20 protein-coding genes are annotated in these 15691 nt (G+C 73.2%); 8 read left to right on the forward strand and 12 right to left on the reverse strand.

What is annotated here, in order from left to right; genetic code table 11:
• Positions 1–223: 223 nt before the first annotated feature.
• Positions 224–703 carry a hypothetical protein gene (locus tag H505_RS0122495; protein ID WP_026403785.1) on the reverse strand — a complete coding sequence of 160 codons (480 nt, stop codon included), beginning with the start codon at positions 701–703 and terminating at the stop codon, positions 224–226.
• 68 nt (positions 704–771) lie between these two features.
• The gene (locus H505_RS0122500; protein WP_026403786.1) at positions 772–1563 is read right to left on the reverse strand and encodes a crotonase/enoyl-CoA hydratase family protein; all 792 of its coding nucleotides are present in this window, start codon (positions 1561–1563) and stop codon (positions 772–774) included.
• A 254-nt stretch (positions 1564–1817) separates the two neighbouring features.
• Between H505_RS0122500 and H505_RS0122505 the strand changes: the two genes are divergently transcribed.
• Together H505_RS0122505 and H505_RS47950 are read left to right on the forward strand one after the other, a co-directional pair.
• Complete coding sequence (locus tag H505_RS0122505; protein WP_084550660.1) at positions 1818–2753, forward strand: formylglycine-generating enzyme family protein; 936 nt, start codon at positions 1818–1820, stop codon at positions 2751–2753.
• A 45-nt stretch (positions 2754–2798) separates the two neighbouring features.
• Complete coding sequence (locus H505_RS47950) at positions 2799–3368, forward strand: PadR family transcriptional regulator (protein ID WP_051301038.1); 570 nt, start codon at positions 2799–2801, stop codon at positions 3366–3368.
• Positions 3369–3506: 138 nt separating this feature from the next.
• On the opposite strand, the gene H505_RS0122515 is transcribed toward H505_RS47950, so the two are convergent.
• The gene (locus tag H505_RS0122515) at positions 3507–4124 is read right to left on the reverse strand and encodes a TetR/AcrR family transcriptional regulator (protein ID WP_026403788.1); all 618 of its coding nucleotides are present in this window, start codon (positions 4122–4124) and stop codon (positions 3507–3509) included.
• Between the two features lie 59 nt (positions 4125–4183).
• Between H505_RS0122515 and H505_RS0122520 the strand changes: the two genes are divergently transcribed.
• Positions 4184–4948, forward strand: coding sequence for a DUF4097 family beta strand repeat-containing protein (locus H505_RS0122520; protein ID WP_051301039.1), 765 nt, complete (start codon positions 4184–4186; stop codon positions 4946–4948).
• Between the two features lie 28 nt (positions 4949–4976).
• Here H505_RS0122520 and H505_RS43710 read toward each other — a convergent pair whose 3' ends face one another.
• From H505_RS43710 to H505_RS0122555, 7 genes are all read right to left on the reverse strand, one after another.
• Positions 4977–5537: a hypothetical protein gene (locus H505_RS43710; protein WP_034519257.1), complete on the reverse strand. Its 561-nt coding sequence runs from the start codon at positions 5535–5537 to the stop codon at positions 4977–4979.
• Between the two features lie 163 nt (positions 5538–5700).
• Positions 5701–6291, reverse strand: a complete 591-nt coding sequence (locus H505_RS43715) for an AAA family ATPase (protein WP_084550647.1) — start codon at positions 6289–6291, stop codon at positions 5701–5703.
• A gap of 319 nt (positions 6292–6610) precedes the next feature.
• On the reverse strand, positions 6611–7054 hold the full coding sequence (locus H505_RS0122535) for a nuclear transport factor 2 family protein (protein WP_026403790.1): 444 nt from the start codon (positions 7052–7054) through the stop codon (positions 6611–6613).
• Positions 7055–7083: 29 nt separating this feature from the next.
• On the reverse strand, positions 7084–7968 hold the full coding sequence (locus H505_RS0122540; protein WP_026403791.1) for an alpha/beta hydrolase: 885 nt from the start codon (positions 7966–7968) through the stop codon (positions 7084–7086).
• A gap of 20 nt (positions 7969–7988) precedes the next feature.
• Positions 7989–8459 (reverse strand): nuclear transport factor 2 family protein, encoded by a 471-nt coding sequence (locus H505_RS47955; RefSeq protein ID WP_051301041.1) that lies wholly within the window; start codon positions 8457–8459, stop codon positions 7989–7991.
• Positions 8456–9289, reverse strand: a complete 834-nt coding sequence (locus H505_RS0122550) for an NAD(P)H-binding protein (RefSeq protein WP_026403792.1) — start codon at positions 9287–9289, stop codon at positions 8456–8458. The genes H505_RS47955 and H505_RS0122550 overlap by 4 nt, the downstream gene beginning before the upstream one ends.
• A 30-nt stretch (positions 9290–9319) precedes the next feature.
• The gene (locus tag H505_RS0122555) at positions 9320–9997 is read right to left on the reverse strand and encodes a DUF998 domain-containing protein (RefSeq protein WP_026403793.1); all 678 of its coding nucleotides are present in this window, start codon (positions 9995–9997) and stop codon (positions 9320–9322) included.
• A gap of 176 nt (positions 9998–10173) precedes the next feature.
• Between H505_RS0122555 and H505_RS0122560 the strand changes: the two genes are divergently transcribed.
• The 3 genes from H505_RS0122560 (at position 10174) to H505_RS0122570 (ending at position 12484) form a co-directional block, all read left to right on the forward strand.
• Positions 10174–10821, forward strand: coding sequence for a winged helix-turn-helix transcriptional regulator (locus H505_RS0122560; RefSeq protein WP_026403794.1), 648 nt, complete (start codon positions 10174–10176; stop codon positions 10819–10821).
• 96 nt (positions 10822–10917) lie between these two features.
• Positions 10918–11526, forward strand: a complete 609-nt coding sequence (locus tag H505_RS0122565; RefSeq protein WP_051301042.1) for an RNA polymerase sigma factor — start codon at positions 10918–10920, stop codon at positions 11524–11526.
• Complete coding sequence (locus H505_RS0122570) at positions 11519–12484, forward strand: CU044_5270 family protein (protein WP_026403796.1); 966 nt, start codon at positions 11519–11521, stop codon at positions 12482–12484. The genes H505_RS0122565 and H505_RS0122570 overlap by 8 nt, the downstream gene beginning before the upstream one ends.
• 51 nt (positions 12485–12535) lie before the next feature.
• On the opposite strand, the gene H505_RS0122575 is transcribed toward H505_RS0122570, so the two are convergent.
• Positions 12536–13300, reverse strand: coding sequence for an MBL fold metallo-hydrolase (locus H505_RS0122575; RefSeq protein ID WP_026403797.1), 765 nt, complete (start codon positions 13298–13300; stop codon positions 12536–12538).
• A 27-nt stretch (positions 13301–13327) separates the two neighbouring features.
• On the opposite strand from H505_RS0122575, the gene H505_RS52755 reads away from it, so the two are divergent.
• Positions 13328–13741, forward strand: a complete 414-nt coding sequence (locus H505_RS52755; protein ID WP_084550662.1) for a MerR family transcriptional regulator — start codon at positions 13328–13330, stop codon at positions 13739–13741.
• Here H505_RS52755 and H505_RS43725 read toward each other — a convergent pair.
• Positions 13652–15160, reverse strand: a complete 1509-nt coding sequence (locus H505_RS43725; protein WP_084550653.1) for an MFS transporter — start codon at positions 15158–15160, stop codon at positions 13652–13654. The two genes, H505_RS52755 and H505_RS43725, sit on opposite strands and share 90 nt — an antisense overlap.
• Positions 15161–15245: 85 nt before the next feature.
• Here H505_RS43725 and H505_RS49170 point away from each other — a divergent pair.
• The coding region (locus H505_RS49170; RefSeq protein WP_211238535.1) for an AraC family ligand binding domain-containing protein at positions 15246–15691 on the forward strand (446 nt) is incomplete at its 3' end.

Here is a 15691-nt window from a genome sequence, read left to right on the forward strand (position 1 = left end):
GGCAAGGAAGCAACCGGCTCCGCTTTCAAGATCGGCGCCCCCGCCGGTTCGCCGATCAAGCTCACGGTTCGGCGAGGTCAGCGGCGTGCCGCCCGCGTGACCGAGGCCCCCTGCAGGCCGCCGACACCGCGATCTCTCACCGAAGAAGCCACCGAAATCGCCTCCCCTCCAGGGAAACGCACTCCGTGAAGACGCGATTTCCGATACACCGCAACTCGGCGGATCATCTTGAATTTACGGTTTCCTGTTTTCGCGCATAAACCGCCTTGCGGTGGGCGGCGAGATCGCGGGCCAGGTGCGCGCGGCGCAGGCCATGTGAGCGCAGGTAGCGCAGATCCTCGACGGTGTCGTACATCAGCTGCACGCGGAAGTAGTTCACATACTCCAGGACCGCGAACAGTCCGAAGCCCAGTCCCGGCCATGTCGCCGTTCCCGGATCGGCGACGACCTCCCGGGCGATGAACACCAGTCCGGCGGCGAGAAGCAGGACGCAGGCTCCCCGGAAGGCGGCGAAGCCCCCGGCCCAGGGCAGGGGCGCGCCGGGCGCCGAGATCTGCCCGAGCTTGGCCGCCCAGTACCCGGCCCCCACCACGAGCAGGAGCGCGAACAGCGCGAAGCCCACCGTGTTCGCCGCCGTCACCGGCACGCCGACGACGCCGAACCAGACCCCGGCCTGCAGGGGGATGTTCAGCGACTCCAGCAAGGCCAGCGACCGCAGTCGACGACGAACCCGGAGGCCCGTCGGAGAGGTGAGCCGGCCCGCCCCATCGCTCACGGGGCGGTCCCCTCCCGGGTGAAGGCTCCGTGCCGGCCGGCGCCGGCGGCGAACCGGGCGGCGCCGGCCGCTCCCTCGCGGGCGACGACGGGGGCGCCCGCCGCGCCCTCGGCCCGCAGCGCCTCGGCCAGCGGCAGGTCGAGGGCGGCGTAGGTCGAGGCCCGGTCGGCCAGCACGCAGGCGAACGGGAAGGCCGCGATCTCCCCGGCCAGCTCCCGCGCCGCCTCGACCGCCCGGCCCGGCTCGACCACGCGGTTGGCCAGGCCCATGGCCAGCGCCTCATCGGCGTGCACGGGCCGTCCGGTGAGGATCATGTCCAGGGCCCGGCCCAGCCCGACGACCTGCGGCAGGCGGACCGTGCCTCCGTCGATGAGCGGCACCCCCCAGCGGCGGCAGAACACGCCCATCACCGCGTCGGACTCCACGACGCGCAGGTCCGCCAGCAGCGCCAGCTCCAGCCCGCCCGCGACCGCGTGCCCGCCGACCGCCGCGATGAGCGGCTTGCTCAACCGCATCCGGGTGGGCCCCATCGGGCCGGTGCCGCCTCCCTCGGGATCGAGCTCGTTGGCGCGCTCGGGGTCGTCGACCGCCGTCAGGTCCGCGCCCGCGCAGAACGTGCCGCCGGTGCCCGCCAGCACCGCCACCCGCTGCCCGGGATCGGCCTCGAACCCCTCGAACGCCGCCCGCAGTTCCGCGGCCATGCCCCTGTCGACGGCATTGCGCCGCTCGGGCCGGTCCATCCAGATCGTGGTGATCGAACCGTCGATCTCCACCCGCACGTCACCCATCGCCTACCCCCGGCACCTCACTGCTCGCCCACCCCGACAGTGGAAACGGGCCCAATTCATAGACTCCATCGCCGCCCTGTGCAAGGCCGGGGAGCCGGCGCCCACCGGCTCGCCCCGCCGACGACACGGCCCTGCGCGCGGCCAACGGCGGGCGGGAGAAGAGCACCCGCTCGGCCGCCGGTCCCGCACTCTTTATCGCGCTTCTCATCGCCTCTATGTACGTTAGAACATAAGGAGTCTTGGAGGAGCGGCTGATGAGTGGTCCCGATACGCGTGCCTGCTGCCTGCCGACCGCGAAGCGGTCGCCGGGTCCCGAGACGGGGGCGCCGGCCCCGCCGCCGCGGCTGCCCGGCGGCGGGGCCGGCCCGGACGCGGCGGTCGTCCTGCCCGGCGGGGAGTTCCTGATGGGGACCGATGACCGCGAAGGGTTCCCCGAGGACGGGGAGGGGCCGGTGCGCCGGGTGCGCGTCGAGCCGTTCCGGATCGACGCCTATGCGGTCACCAACCGGCGCTTCGCCGCGTTCGTCGAGGCCACCGGTCATGTCAGCGACGCCGAGCGGATCGGCTGGTCCTACGTGTTCGCCGGGTTCCTGCCCGCCGAACTCCGCCGGGCTTCCCCCCGGCCGGAGCGGACGCCCTGGTGGTGCGGGGTGTCCGGGGCGAGTTGGCGGCGTCCGGAAGGGCCGGGCAGTTCGCTGGACGGACGGGCCGACCACCCGGTCGTGCACGTGTCCTGGAACGACGCCCAGGCGTTCTGCCGGTGGGCGGGGGCGCGGCTGCCCGGCGAAGCCGAGTGGGAGTACGCCGCCCGAGGAGGGCTGGAGGGGCGCCGCTACCCGTGGGGCGACGAGCTGGACCCGGGCGGCGAGTACCGGTGCAACATCTGGCGGGGCCGGTTCCCGACCAGGAACACCGCCGCCGACGGGTACCGGGGGACCGCCCCCGTGGACGCGTTCCGGCCCAACGGTTTCGGCCTCTACAACGTGTCCGGCAATGTGTGGGAATGGTGCGCCGACGCGTGGACGGACGGCGCCGCGGAGATCAAGGCGATGCGCGGCGGCTCGTACCTGTGCCACGACTCGTACTGCAACCGCTACCGCGTCGCGGCGCGCACGGCCAACGACCGGGACGCCTCGGGCGGCAACACCGGTTTCCGCTGCGCCTGGGACCTTGACACCGGCCGGGGCTGACGCCATTGTCACTGCTAAGTTCCAAAGAATATAGGAATAAGGGGTATGCAGCTCGACTACGTGATCTTGGGCATGCTGGCGCTGCGCCGGCTGTCCGGGTATGACCTGCGCCGCTGGATGGAGGGCCGGGGCCGGTACCTCGGCTACGGCGTGCAGCTCCCGCAGATCTACCGCCGGCTCGGTGCGCTGGTGGAGCGCGGCTGGGTCGAGTTCGAGGTCGATCCGCGTTCCGGGCGGCCGGACGCCAAGGTGTACTCGCTCACCGGGGCGGGCCGCCGGGCGCTGCTGGAGTGGGCCCGCTCACCCTACGAGCCGTCGCCTCGCCCCATGGATCCCGACTTCAAGTTGCGTTTCGTGTTCGGCGGCCAGCTCGATCCGGAGATCGCCATCGCGGTCGTCCGCACCGAGCTGGAGTACCGGCTGGAGCACGACGGGCAGTCGGCCGTCCTGGAGCACCGCCGGGACATCGAACCGCAGATCCCCGAGCTGGACGCCGGCTGGGCGTGGGAGGTGCACACGCTCGCCCACGAGCACGGCTACGCCTCCACGGCGTCCTACATCGCCTGGCTCCGGCTGACCTTGCACCGCCTCGAAGCCGCCCGCGACCGCACCTGACCCGCCACCGCGCCCGACCGCCCCCGCCTGTATCCACCGCCCAGCGACAGCAGCACCAGCCAGGCGGCCAGGAAGCGCAGGCGGTGGCGGAACGCGTTCCGCCCGAGCCGGTAGAGCAGTTTCGACACGGGGGTCCTCTCAGGCGGGCGGGGGGAGCAGCGCGGTCAGCACGGCGATGAACGCCCGCTCGATGACGTCGGCGGTGACGCCCTCGGGGTCGGCGAGGTGCTCGTTGACCAGGCCGTTGGTGAGGCAGTGCAGGATCAGCCCGGCCAGCTCCGCGGGAACGGCCGGGCCGGCGCCGGTGCGGTCGGACACCTCGGCGACGGCGCGGGCGGCGTTGTCGCGCTGCGCGCGGCGCATCGGGGCGAGTACGGCCCGGGTCTCCTCGTCCCGGGCGGCGCGGGCGGCGAACTCCAGGCCGAGCTGGCCGTGCCCGGTGTCGGTGACGATCCGGGCGGTGATCAGCGCGGCGATCCGCTCGATCAACGCGTCCGTCCCGCCGCCGCCGATCTCGGCGGTCACCGTGGCCAGCTCGTCCTCGGCGCCCTGGCCGAGGACGGCGCCGAACAGTTCCCGCTTGCCGCCGAAGTTGGAGTAGACGGCGCCCTTGGTGAAGCCGGCGGCGTGGGCGATGTCCTCGATCCGGGCGTCGTCGTAGCCGCGTTCGGTGAACACCCGCACCGCCTCGGCCAGCAGCCGCCGCCGGACCTCCTCGCGTGGGACCCGCCGGGCGGGTCCTGGGTTGTCGGTCATGCCCGGACCGTAGCATACTCAAAGTATTCAATACTTTAGGTATCGAACCTGGAGGTCCGTTGACCACCTCATTCCGCCGCGTCCTGTCACCGCTCGCGGGAGCTCCGCTCCTGCTCGCGGCCCTCGCCGGCTGCGGCGCCTCGGCCGACGACGCCCGGCCGGAGCGGCGCTCGTTCGGCCCGGTCGGCGACCGCCTCACGATCGTCAAGGACGAGGGCGACCTGGACGTCCGGCCCGCCGACGTGGACCGCGTCCAGATCACGCGCCGGTTCGACCGGTGGGCGCTCGTCGGCGGCGAACCGGCCGCGTCCTGGGAGCTCAACGGCGACCGGCTCACCCTGGCCACCGACTGCGGCGCGCTCATCGGCGGCTGCGCGGTGCGCTACGAGGTCCTCGTCCCGCGGGGCCTCGCCCTGAGGGTCGAGGGCGACAACGGGCGGGTCTCGGCCACCGGCCTCACCGCCGCGCTCGGCATCCGCACCACCAGCGGCGCGATCGCGGTCACCGGCGCCGCCGGGCCCCTCGACCTGCGCACCGAGAACGGCGAGGTGCGCTCCTCCTCCACCCGGTCGGAGCAGGTCTCCGCCGCGTCGCAGAACGGAGGGGTCGCCCTCTCCTTCGCGACCGCGCCGCGCCGGGTGGCGGTGACGACCGAGAACGGCGAGGTGAGCGTCGCGGTCCCGCGCACCGCCTACAAGGTCACCGCCACCAGCGGCAGCGGCGACGTCCGCGCCGACGTCCCCGAGGACGCCGCCGCCCCGCGCTCGATCACCGCCCGGACCGACAGCGGAGCGATCACCCTGACCACCGCGGCGAGCGGTTGATCCCCGTCCACGGCGGCCGGTGCGCGCGTCACGCCGGGGCCGAGGCGGCCGACCGGCGGCGGGCGTAGTGCGCCGTGAGGACCAGAACCAGCGGTCCCCACAGCAGCAGCGGGGCGTAGCAGACGTTCATGACCAGGCCCGCGGTCCCCTGCGGGAACTCGGGGTTGGCCAGTGGGCCGTCCGGGGCCAGGGCGAGGGCGAGGCAGAGGCCGGTCACCGCGACGCCGCCGAGGACGCCCGGGACGATGCCCGCCAAGGGCGGGATCCGCCGGCCGCCCAGGGACGGGACCCACCGCGGCACACGTTCGCCCCACGGCCGGACCAGTCCCAGGGTGAGCATGGCCGCGGCCTGCGACACCACGGTCAAGGCAAGGACGTACACCATGATGTCCACACCCGTGTACATCTCGCCGAGTTCGCCGGTGAAGCCGACGTCCGCCCCGACGCCGAGCGCCATCCGCCACAGGCCCGAAGGCACCGTGCACAGGACGGTGATCCACGCGCACCGGACCGCCCAGCGGGGAGCGTGTCGGCGGGACTTCGGCGCGGTGTCGGTCGCGGTCGCGGGGATCGGTCGCGTCGCGGTCATCGCGTTCTCCTAAGCCGGGGGTTCGTCCCGTCCAACGATCGCGAAGCCGCGGGCCCGGGTGATCCCCCGCCGTGGGGAACGGCCTCCCTCCCCCGGGGGAGCGGGGGTCATCAACCGCGGGCGGGTGTTCAACGGCCCGGGCGCGGCGCTCCGCGAAGGCGGCTCATCCGAACCCGATCTCGTGCAGCTCGTCGGCCGCGCGCCGGTCCAGCAGGACCACCGCGGCGCAGCCGCCGGGCGGCCGTCCCTCGGCCACGCGGGACATCAGCCGCCCGATGCCGCGGCGATGGCGGGAGAAAACGCGGCCCGGGACGGTCCTGCTCCGCGACCTCTGGCCTTCCACCGCCACCGACGGCGGCACGTCGAGCAGCACGAGGTGCACCGCACTCCCGCGGTCGCGCCTCCTCCAGGCCGCCCAACGGCGCACCCAGCCGCGGTTGCCGCAGTCGTGCACCACCACGCTGCGGCCGCGCCGCAGCGCCCGCTCCAGCCGGACGTAATGGACGATCCGGGCCCCCGGCCGGTACACCTCGTACGGCACCCAGGCGGGCAGCCGCCGTTCCCACGCCTGCCGGACGTCCTGCGAGTCGACGCACCGCACCGGCTCGCCGTCCCCGTCCACGGCCGCCACCGTCCGCCGGATCAGCGTGCTCTTGCCGCTGCCCGGCAGCCCGGACACCATCACCACGTCGCCGGCCGCGAACCGCAACACCTTCGCGCCGGGCCCGCCCGCGGCCCGCGCGTCCCCGCGCATGTCCGTGATCAGTGGCGGGCGGCTCCGCCGCGGCCGCCTCGCCGCATCGTCCCGCCGCCTCCCGCCGAGCGTGCCGATCACGCGCTCACCGTGGCCATGGCCCCAACCCACCCGAACTTCGCTCGCAGGACGCGCCTGCCGGCGAAGGGGAACCGACACCGGGCACCGGCGACATCTACACTTGTAGTAAGTCGTCACGGTAGCAGCCGCCCAAAACCGGCGCCGGTGAGGGCCGGCGAAGCCGGGGGCCGGCCGCCCCGCCACGCCGGCGACGCGGCCGGACCCCGGCTCGGCGGCGCGCGGCGGGTCCCGGCGCGGCTCAGGCGCGGGCGGCGGTGAGCGCGGGGAGGTTCCGGTTGCCGTCGGCCCAGGTCGCGGTCATGACGACGCCGGTGATCCGCCATCCCCCGGCAGTGCGAACGAGGTCGAAGCGGTAGGTGCCGCCGAGCGTCCACAGCGGGGCACCGTGCGGGTCGGCCAGGCGGTGGGTCGCCTGGAACGCGGCGGTGCAGACCGCGCGGTCGCCGTCGATGTCGACGAGGTGGTTGGTGATCAGATGCTGGGTGGCGTCGAAGCCGCCGAGCGTGGCCGACCACGCCTCGATGATCTGCCGCGGGGTCAGCATGGCGGGCTCACCGCCGTTCAGACTGGTGTAGTCGAGCGTGACCTCGTCGGCGAAGACGGCGCTGAGCCGGTCCCATTCGCGCTGGTCGGCGTGCCACGCCATGCGCGTGCACGTTTCGATGATCTCCGAGGTGGACATGGGGTCCTTTCCAGACGTGCCCTGGACGGTCACAGGGTGGCGGCGAAGTGGGCGGCGGCGGTGTCGGCGGCGAAGGTGACCTGCGGCTCCTGGTCGTAGAAGTCGAACTGGACGCCGTCCGTCCACACCAGGTCCTTGGGGCCGGCGAGTCCGGCGTGGAAGCGGCGCGCGCCGTCGGGGATCGCGGCGTCCTCGCTGTGCACGAGGACGGTGGGAGCGGTGATCCGGGGGGCCAGGGCGATGGAGTCGAAGGTCAGCCAGTCCTTCCAGGCCATGACGGCGAACCGGTTGGGCCAGGCGGGGATGCCCCCGCGGTCCGGGTTGAGATAGAAGTCGACCTCCATCGGCAGGGCCGCGCGCGGGTCGGTGCCGCTGACCATCGGCACGTACTCGACCTCGCCCGTCTCCCGGTACCGGGCGCGCGCCTTCTCCGCGGCATCGATCTTGGCGGCGACGCCCGCGTCGCCGCCGTAGTTCTCGGCGCAGAGCTTCGCGTCGTGCAGCCAGGGCGCCACCAGCGCCAGGGACCGGACGCGGGGATCGTCGGCGGCGTTGGCGCTCATGTACATCGCCGCCGCGCACACTCCCAGCGCGCCGAGCCGCGCGCCGTCCACGGACGGGTGCTCGGCCAGGAACGTCACGGCGCTGCGGATGTCGCGGACCTTCAGTTCCGGCGATTCGACGTCGCGGGGCTCGCCGCCCGACTCACCGAAGCCGGTGAAGTCGAACGACAGTGCCGCATAGCCGCGGTCGGCGAGGCGTTCGGCGTACCGGTCGGCCATCAACTCCTTGACGCTGGTCCAGGTCCCGGCGACCACGATGCCGGGCGCCGGGGCGCCGCCGTCGGGCAGGAACAGACGTCCGGTCAAGGACACACCTGCGCTGGGGAAGGTGACTTTCTGGGGGGTGCTCATGACTCATTCCTCGCGTTGGCTTAGTCGGCGTAGGTGAGTTCGGCCCTGGTGATGGCCGAACCGGAAACGGTGAAGGCGTAGTGGGCCGCGAAACCGCCGGTGCCTCCGGGGGCGAAACGCACCAGCAGGCGCTGATGGCCGGGCCGGTCCTCGACGATCTCGCTCACCGTGAGGGTCCCGCCGATGACCTCGGCGTCCGCCCAGGCGCGGATGGCGTCGCGGCCGTCGAAGCGGCGGCCGACGTCGATCAGGACGGCGTCCTCGGCGAAGGCTCCGGCGAGCGCGTCGAGATCCTCGTCCGCGACGGCGTCGACGTAGGCGCGCACCGGCGGCAGCAGCCCCGACACCGCTTGCGTGGACGTCCTCGCCGCCGCCGGCGGCTCGTCGGCGCCGCCGCAGCCCGCCGAGAGAGTGAGAGCCGCCGCGGCGGCGACGGACGCGACGAGCAGGCGCCGCGGCCGCCGGGGCGCGGAACCGATCGCCGCGCTCACCGGCGGAAGCCGTCGGCGTGCGCTTTCGCCCACTCCCCGAAGGTCCGGGGCGCGCGGCCGGTGACCTCCAGGACGGTCGGGCGGACGACCGACTCGTCGAGCGAGCCGCCGACGTAGAAGTCGAAGAACGCGTCGACGTACTCCGCCGGCATCGCGGCGGTCATCTCGGCGCGGGCCTCCTCGTTCGACAGTCCGACCGCGCGCAGGTCCCGCCCGAGCACTCCGGCCAGGACGGCGACCTGCTCGGCGGGCCGCAGCGCCTCCGGTCCGGTCGGCCAGAGGATCTCGCCCCGGTACCCGTCGCCGAGCAGCGCCCGCGCCGCGACCGCGCCCAGGTCGAACGGGTCGACGCACGCCACCGCCACGTCCGGGAACGGGACCCGGATCCGGTTCCCCGCCCGGATCTGCGGCAGCCACCGCAGCGCGTTGGACATGAAGCCGCTCGGCCGCAGGAACGTCCACGGCACTCCCGACTCCCGGACGGCCGCCTCGGACAGCGCCATGTAGCGCGTGACCGCGTTGGTCATGTCACCGCTCCCGGCCGAACCGCCCGACAGCAGCACGACGTGCTCCACGCCGGCGCGCCGGACCTCGGCCAGCAGGCCGGGCATGTCGGCGTGACCGGGCAGCAGGAACGCGGCCCGCACGTCCCGCAACGCGTCCGTCAGGGTGTCGGGCCGGTCGAGGTCCCCGGACACCGCCTCGGCCCCCGCCGGGAGCCGGGCCTTCCCCGGTTCGCGGACCAGCGCCCGGACGGGCGCGCCCTCAGCGGTCAACGCGCGCACGACCTCCGAGCCCACGTTGCCGGTGGCACCCGCAACAAAAATCACGATGTGTCTCCTTTCCTGGACGTCTTCACGTCACCGTTCGGCCGGCGGCGCGGTGGCGAGCCGCGCGGTCGTCGCGGTAAGCCACACCAGGCCGAGCGCCGCCCCCGCGGTGAAGGCCAGCACGCTGCCGGCGGACCCGGCGAAACCGGCCAGGACCGCCGCCGGGACGATCCGGGAGGCCGCGGCCCAGCCGCGCCGGCCCTGGGCCGCGAAGCGCCGGGCCAGCACGAGGAACGCCGCGCACAGCGCCAGGTAGCCGACCATGCCGCCGAGCATGTGGACGGTGCCGCTCGTGCTGAGCGCGGCGGTGCCGTCGTCGGGGGTGCCGGCGGGGAAGCCGGCCCCGGGGTCGGCGCTGAACACCGCGCTGACCAGGAACGAGGCGCCGAACACGGCGATGAGCCGCGGGGCCCAGGTGCCGCCGGGTCCGCCGTCCAGCACCCGCCGGATCCCGGCCGCGCCCGCGATGATCAGCACGCCGGTGAGCACGAAACTGGTCTTCTGGATCCAGCCCAGGTCACCGAGGCTGAGCTGGCTGATGGCGTTGCGGGTGAAGTCGTAGCCGTTCCGGAGCAGCCCCTGGGCCACGCCCGCCGCGAGGAACAGCGGGCCCGCGAGCATCGCGGAGCCCAGCAGCGGACGAGTCGCCGGACGGGCGGCGCGCACGGAGCGGACGGTGGCGGCCTGAGGGCGCATCGTGTGGGTCATGAAAGCTCCTTGATCGGTGGTTCTCGCGCGGAGAGGCGGGCCGGTGGACCGGTTCGAGCACGCCGGCGGCGAAGGCGGCCGACCGGACGGGTGCCGGCGGGCCGCCGACGAACGGAAGCAAGCTTGTCTTTTGCAAGCACGCTTTGTCAATCGAAGCTCAATGTAGGATGTGCAGCATGGCGGCTCGTGAGTACGGACAGTTCTGCGGCCTGGCCCGCGCGTTGGAGATGATCGGCGAACGCTGGACGCTGCTGATCGTCCGCGACCTGCTGTCGGGGCCCAAGCGCTACACCGACCTGCGCAAGGGGCTGGCGACCATCCCGACCAACATCCTTTCGACGCGGCTCAAGCAGCTCGAAGAGGCGGGCCTGGTCGTCCGCCGCGCACTGCCCCACCCCGAACGCGCGGTTGTCTACGAGCTCACCGGCTACGGACGCGACCTGGAGCCGGCGCTGATCGCGCTCGGCCGCTGGGGCGCCCGCACGATGACCGAGCCCCGGCCCGGCGAGACCGTCACCGCCGAATCGGTGGCGATGGCCTTCCGCACCACCTACCGTCCGGAAGCGGCCAGGGACGCCACGGTCGGCTACGAGGTGCGCATGGGCGACTTCACCCTCCGCATCCAGATCACCGCCGGAGCCCTCACGGTCGGCATCGGCCCGCACCCGGACCCCGATCTCGTCATCGAACGGCAGCGCGACCAGGCCGTCCACGCCCTGCTGACCGGCGCCATGACCCCGCGGCAGGCACTCGCGGACGGCGGCGTCCGGGTCGAGGGCGAGCCCGAGCTCCTCGACCGGTTCGTCCAGGCGTTCCGCTTCTGACCGGCCCCCCGGCGGCCCGCGCGACTCCGGCGAGAAGAAGAACCTCGGGATCGGGCAATCAGCGCTGATTCCCTTTCCGAGAAAGGCGCCGGATGCATGACAGTGACCCACCCCGGCCCGCAGGAGGCCCCCGACAGCGGCGGTGCGACCGACGCATCGATCATCGCCAGATCGCGCGACGAGCCGGAGTGCTTCGGGCAGATCTTCGACCGCTACTTCCCGGCCATCCACCGGTACGCGGCCGTGCGGCTGGGCCACGCGGCCGCTGACGACCTGGCGGCGGAGACGTTCCTCGCCGCGTTCGACAGGCGGGACCGCTACGACACGGCGCGGCCCGACGCGCGCCCGTGGCTCTACGGCATCGCGACCAACCTGATCTCCCGGCACCGCCGCGGCGAGACGCGGCACTACCGGGCGCTGAGCCGGGCCGCCGGGACGGACGGCTCCGGCGACCACGCCGACCGGATCGCCGACCGGGTGAGCGCGCAGCAGCTCGGCCCCGATCTCGCGCGCGGGCTGTCCGGCCTGTCGCGCGGCGACCGCGACGCGCTGCTGCTGGTCGCGTGCGCGCAGCTCAGCTACCTCGAGACCGCGGCGGCGCTGGGCATCGCGGTCGGCACCGTCGGATCCCGCGTCAACCGCGCGCGGCGCAAACTCCGCAAGGCATTGGGCGCCCAAGCACAGGAGGCGACGACCCATGGATGAGATGAAGCTGCTCCACGACCGCTACACCGCCCTGCCCGGCCCCGGCCCGCGCGCCGGAGCCGAGGCGCGGGCCCGCCTGGAGGACCACATGCGCAGCGACCGGACGCACCGGACGCGCCGGCCCCGGGCACGCCGCGTCCGTCCGGTGTGGGGGCTGAGCCTCGCCGCCGGGGCCGCCGCGGCGATCGGCGTGGCGACCGTGGCCCTCCCCGCGGACGGCGGCCCGGCGCCCGCCGTGCGGGCCCCGTCCGCGCAGACGATCATGCTCGCCGCCGCGGAGAAGGCCGAAGGGGCCCCCGCGAGCGGGAAGTACTGGAAGGTCGCCACCGTCGGCCTCGCGAACGGCACGCACGTCGAAGCGTCCTGGACGACCGCCGACGGCCGGCGCTGGGTCGCGTTCCGGACGGACCGGCCGACGGACGGTTCGCCCGCCACCGGGCTGAGCAGGGCGAAGGGGCCGCGGCCCTCGGGCCCGACCGTCCTGGGCCCGGACCCGTCCCCGGCGGAACTGCGGAACCTCCCGTCCGACCCCGGGAAGCTGAAGGCGCTCGCGGAACGCAACGTCCCGCGGATCGCGCCGGACGCCGAGTCGGGCTCGGCACCGATCACCCGCGAGGGCTACCTGCTGGAGGCGTTCGTCGGCCTGCTCACCCGGCAGCCGGTCGAGCCCGGGGTGCGGGCGGCCGCGTTCCGCGTCCTGGCCGACCTGCCCGGCGTCGCCTCCGCGGGCAAGGCCACCGACGGGCTCGGCCGCAAGGGCGTCGCGGTGCGGTTCACGCAGACCACCCCGCAGTCCGGCGGCACCCGGATCCGGCTGATCATCGACCCGGAGACGTCCCGGGTCCTCGCCGAGCAGGTCACCGCCGACGCGAAGCGCAAGAACGGAGCGAAGAGCACCGTCCACTACCTCGACGCCGTATGGACGAACGAGCCCCCCGCCGTCCCGGCCCTTCCCTAGCAACCCGCCGCCCCGCCCCCGCCGCGCGACGCGGCGGGGCCGGGCACGGGCTCAGCGCGGCATCTCCCACCGCTCGCCGGTCGGCAGGTCGGCCACGGCCAGGTCCGGGCCGGACGTCCGCGCCGCGATCGCGCCCGCGTCGCGGGCGGTGCCGCCGGTGCGGAACATCCACGAGAGCGGGTCGTGCCCGTGGGCCTCGTGCACCGGCACCAGCACCCGCGCCCCGAGCACGGACGCCCCGGTGACCGCCTCGTCCGGGCCCATCACCAGGCGCGGGCCGAGCGGCGGGCGCAGCCCGTTGACCGGCAGCAGGGCCAGGTCCACCGGCGGCCGCTCCGCCCGGTACCGCTCCAGCGGCGCGACGTCGGCGATCTCGCCCCCGAAGAACACCCGGCCGCCCGCCGCGCCGAACACGTACGCGTTGTTCGGCCACACCAGGGTCCGTCCCGAAGGCACCACCTCCATGGACACCCCGGGGGCGATGTCGACGGAGCGTCCCGCCTCCAGGCGCTCGGCGCGCAGGAACCCCAGCTTCCTGGCGCGGCGGGCCATACCGGACGTCGGCACGTACAGCGGCGTGGTCTCCCTGGCCGCCAGGTCCCGTAGTCCGCGCAGGTCCCAATGGTTGGTGGCCAGATTCGTGACGACGATGGCGGCGAGCGGCGGCAGGTCCCCGATCCGCAGGCCCAGCGGCTCCCCGCGGCGCAGCCACCACCGTTCGGTGAACCACGGGTCGGTGAGGACGGCATGGCCGTCCAGCTCCAGCAGCACGCAGGAATTGACCACGCGGGTGACGGCGATCGATCGCTTGATCATGCGGTCAGCGTGCAGGTTAATGTGCACATGAAGTCAAGCGATGGGCTGGCCATCGGTGAGCTCGCGGAACGGTTCGGGCTCGCCGCGCACGTACTGCGGCACTGGGAGAGCATGGGCCTGCTGGAACCCGCGCGACGCACGGGCGGTCGGCGCACGTACGAGCCGTCCGACCTGGAACGCGTCGCGTTGATCCTCATGGGCAAGGAGGCCGGCTTCACGCTGCGAGAACTGCGCACGCTGCTGTCCACCCCGAACCCGATGGACCACCGCGAGGCACTGCAGCGCCACGTCGCGGAACTGCAGCGACGCATCGACCGGGCGCAGGCCGCCAAAGACCTCATCGAGCACGCCCTAACCTGCCCGCACCCTTTCCCCGGATGCGAACACGCCCGCGCCCAGATCAAAGCCCACATCCCACCCACCCCGGGCGCAGAGAAATGACGCACTGAAAGATCTGTACAAACGCGTCCACGCGACCATCGTGCCCCTGTTCACGGCGGCCACGGCCGTGGGTAGCCCAACCTCCTCTGCTGACCGAGAATTGCGGACGTTCGTGTGGCTAGTGATCGGATCGGACGATGTGCCGTCATGGCGGACGGCCAAGGTGACGAGTGCCGCCAGTCCCACCGCGCCACCGAGCTGCTGGACGGAGCTGAAGACGGCCGAGCCGAGCCCGGCGTTGTCTTCCGTGGTCCCGGCGACGGCGGCGACCGTCAGAGCGGGCAGGCTCAGCCCGCAACCGGCGCTCGTGACGAGCATGCCCGGCAGCACGCCGACGGCATAGCCGTCGCCCGGCGCGATCCTTGACAGCAGGAGCAAGCCTGCCGCACTGATCAGAAAGGAGAGCACCAGGGTCGGGCGCACCCCGAGACGCGGCACCGCCCGGGAAGCAAGCCACATCGCCACGAGCAGCCCGGCGCCGTAGGGGAGATAGGCGACGCCGGCTTCCAGCGGTCCGTAACCCATGACGGTTTGCAGGTGAAGCATCAGCAGGAAGGCCATCGCGTAGAAGGCGGCGGAGAACAGGAACGTCGCCGCATTGGCCGCCGCACGGGTTCGGACGGCCAGGAACGGCAGCGGCACCAGCGGCTCCGGCGTGCGCGTCTCCACGGTGAAGAAGGCAACGGCCAGTACCGCGGCGAGCACTATGGACGTGAGGAAGGCCGGGTCGTTCGGCCCTGCTTCCCCGACCCGGAGCAGCCCGAAGACCAGGGCCAGAGCGGCCGCCGTGCCCAGGACCGCGCCGGGGACGTCCAGAGACGTTCGGCGGACGGACCGGCTCTCGCTGACCAGGTGCGGCACCAGCACGAGCGCCATGACGGCGACCGGCAGGTTGATCAGGAAGATCCAGCGCCAGGATGCGAGGTCGGTCAGCACTCCGGAGACCACCAGTCCCGAGGTGCCGCCCAGGGCCGCGATGCCGCCCCACACGCCCAGTGCTTTGGCGCGCTCCCGTTCACCGGGGAACAGCAGTGCGATCAGTGACAGCGCGGCGGGACTCGCCATGGCGGCGCCCATGCCTTGCGTGAAGCGTCCGACCAGCATCTGCCAGGGTTCGTGGGCGATGCCGCAGACGAGGCTGGCCGCGCCGAACAGCGCCACGCCGCCGAGGAAGACACGGCGACGACCCAGGAGATCGGCCGCACGGCCGGACAGCAGCAGGAGACCGCCGAACGCGAGGAAGTACGTGTTGGCGACCCATGCCAAACCAGTGGTTCCGAACCCCAGGTCCTCCTTGATGCTGGGGAGCGCGACGCTCACGACCGTGTCGTCCAGGACGAGCATGTACTGGACGAAGCACAGCACCACCAGCGCCGGACGGCGGCGACCGAGACTTCCGGGAAGTTGATCTACGGGCATGCGACGGACGCTATGCAGCGGCGGCCGTGGCCACTATCCGCGACGAGGCCGCACCATGTCGCATTGAGGACATAGCCTGGAGCGCATGCTCGACGCAGGAGACGGCACCGTCCCACCCGGGATAGGCGCGATCGTGGTCGGGCACTTCCCTCTGGCCTCCGGCGAATGGATCGCCCCGCACAGCCACACTCACCATCAACTCGCCTGGACGCGGCGCGGCGTCGTCGGTGTCGCCGTCGGGGACGCCCACTGGGTGCTCCCGCCCACCCGGGCCCTATGGCTGCCCGCCGGAGTCGTCCACCGCACCGGTGCGACACGCGACGCGGTGCTGCACGGCCTCTATTTCGATCCCGCTCGATGCCACCTGAGCTGGCCGGAGCCCACACCGGTGGGCGTCGACGGCCTGCTGGCCCATCTCATCGTCCATCTCGGCCGGCCTGAGGTGCCACGGATCTTCCGGACAGGGCCCCAACTAGAGTTGGGGAGAACCGGAAGGGAAGGTCGTTGGCACGACAGAGGCGGCATTTCACC

The organism is Actinomadura rifamycini DSM 43936 (assembly GCF_000425065.1).
Classification (GTDB): domain Bacteria; phylum Actinomycetota; class Actinomycetes; order Streptosporangiales; family Streptosporangiaceae; genus Spirillospora; species Spirillospora rifamycini.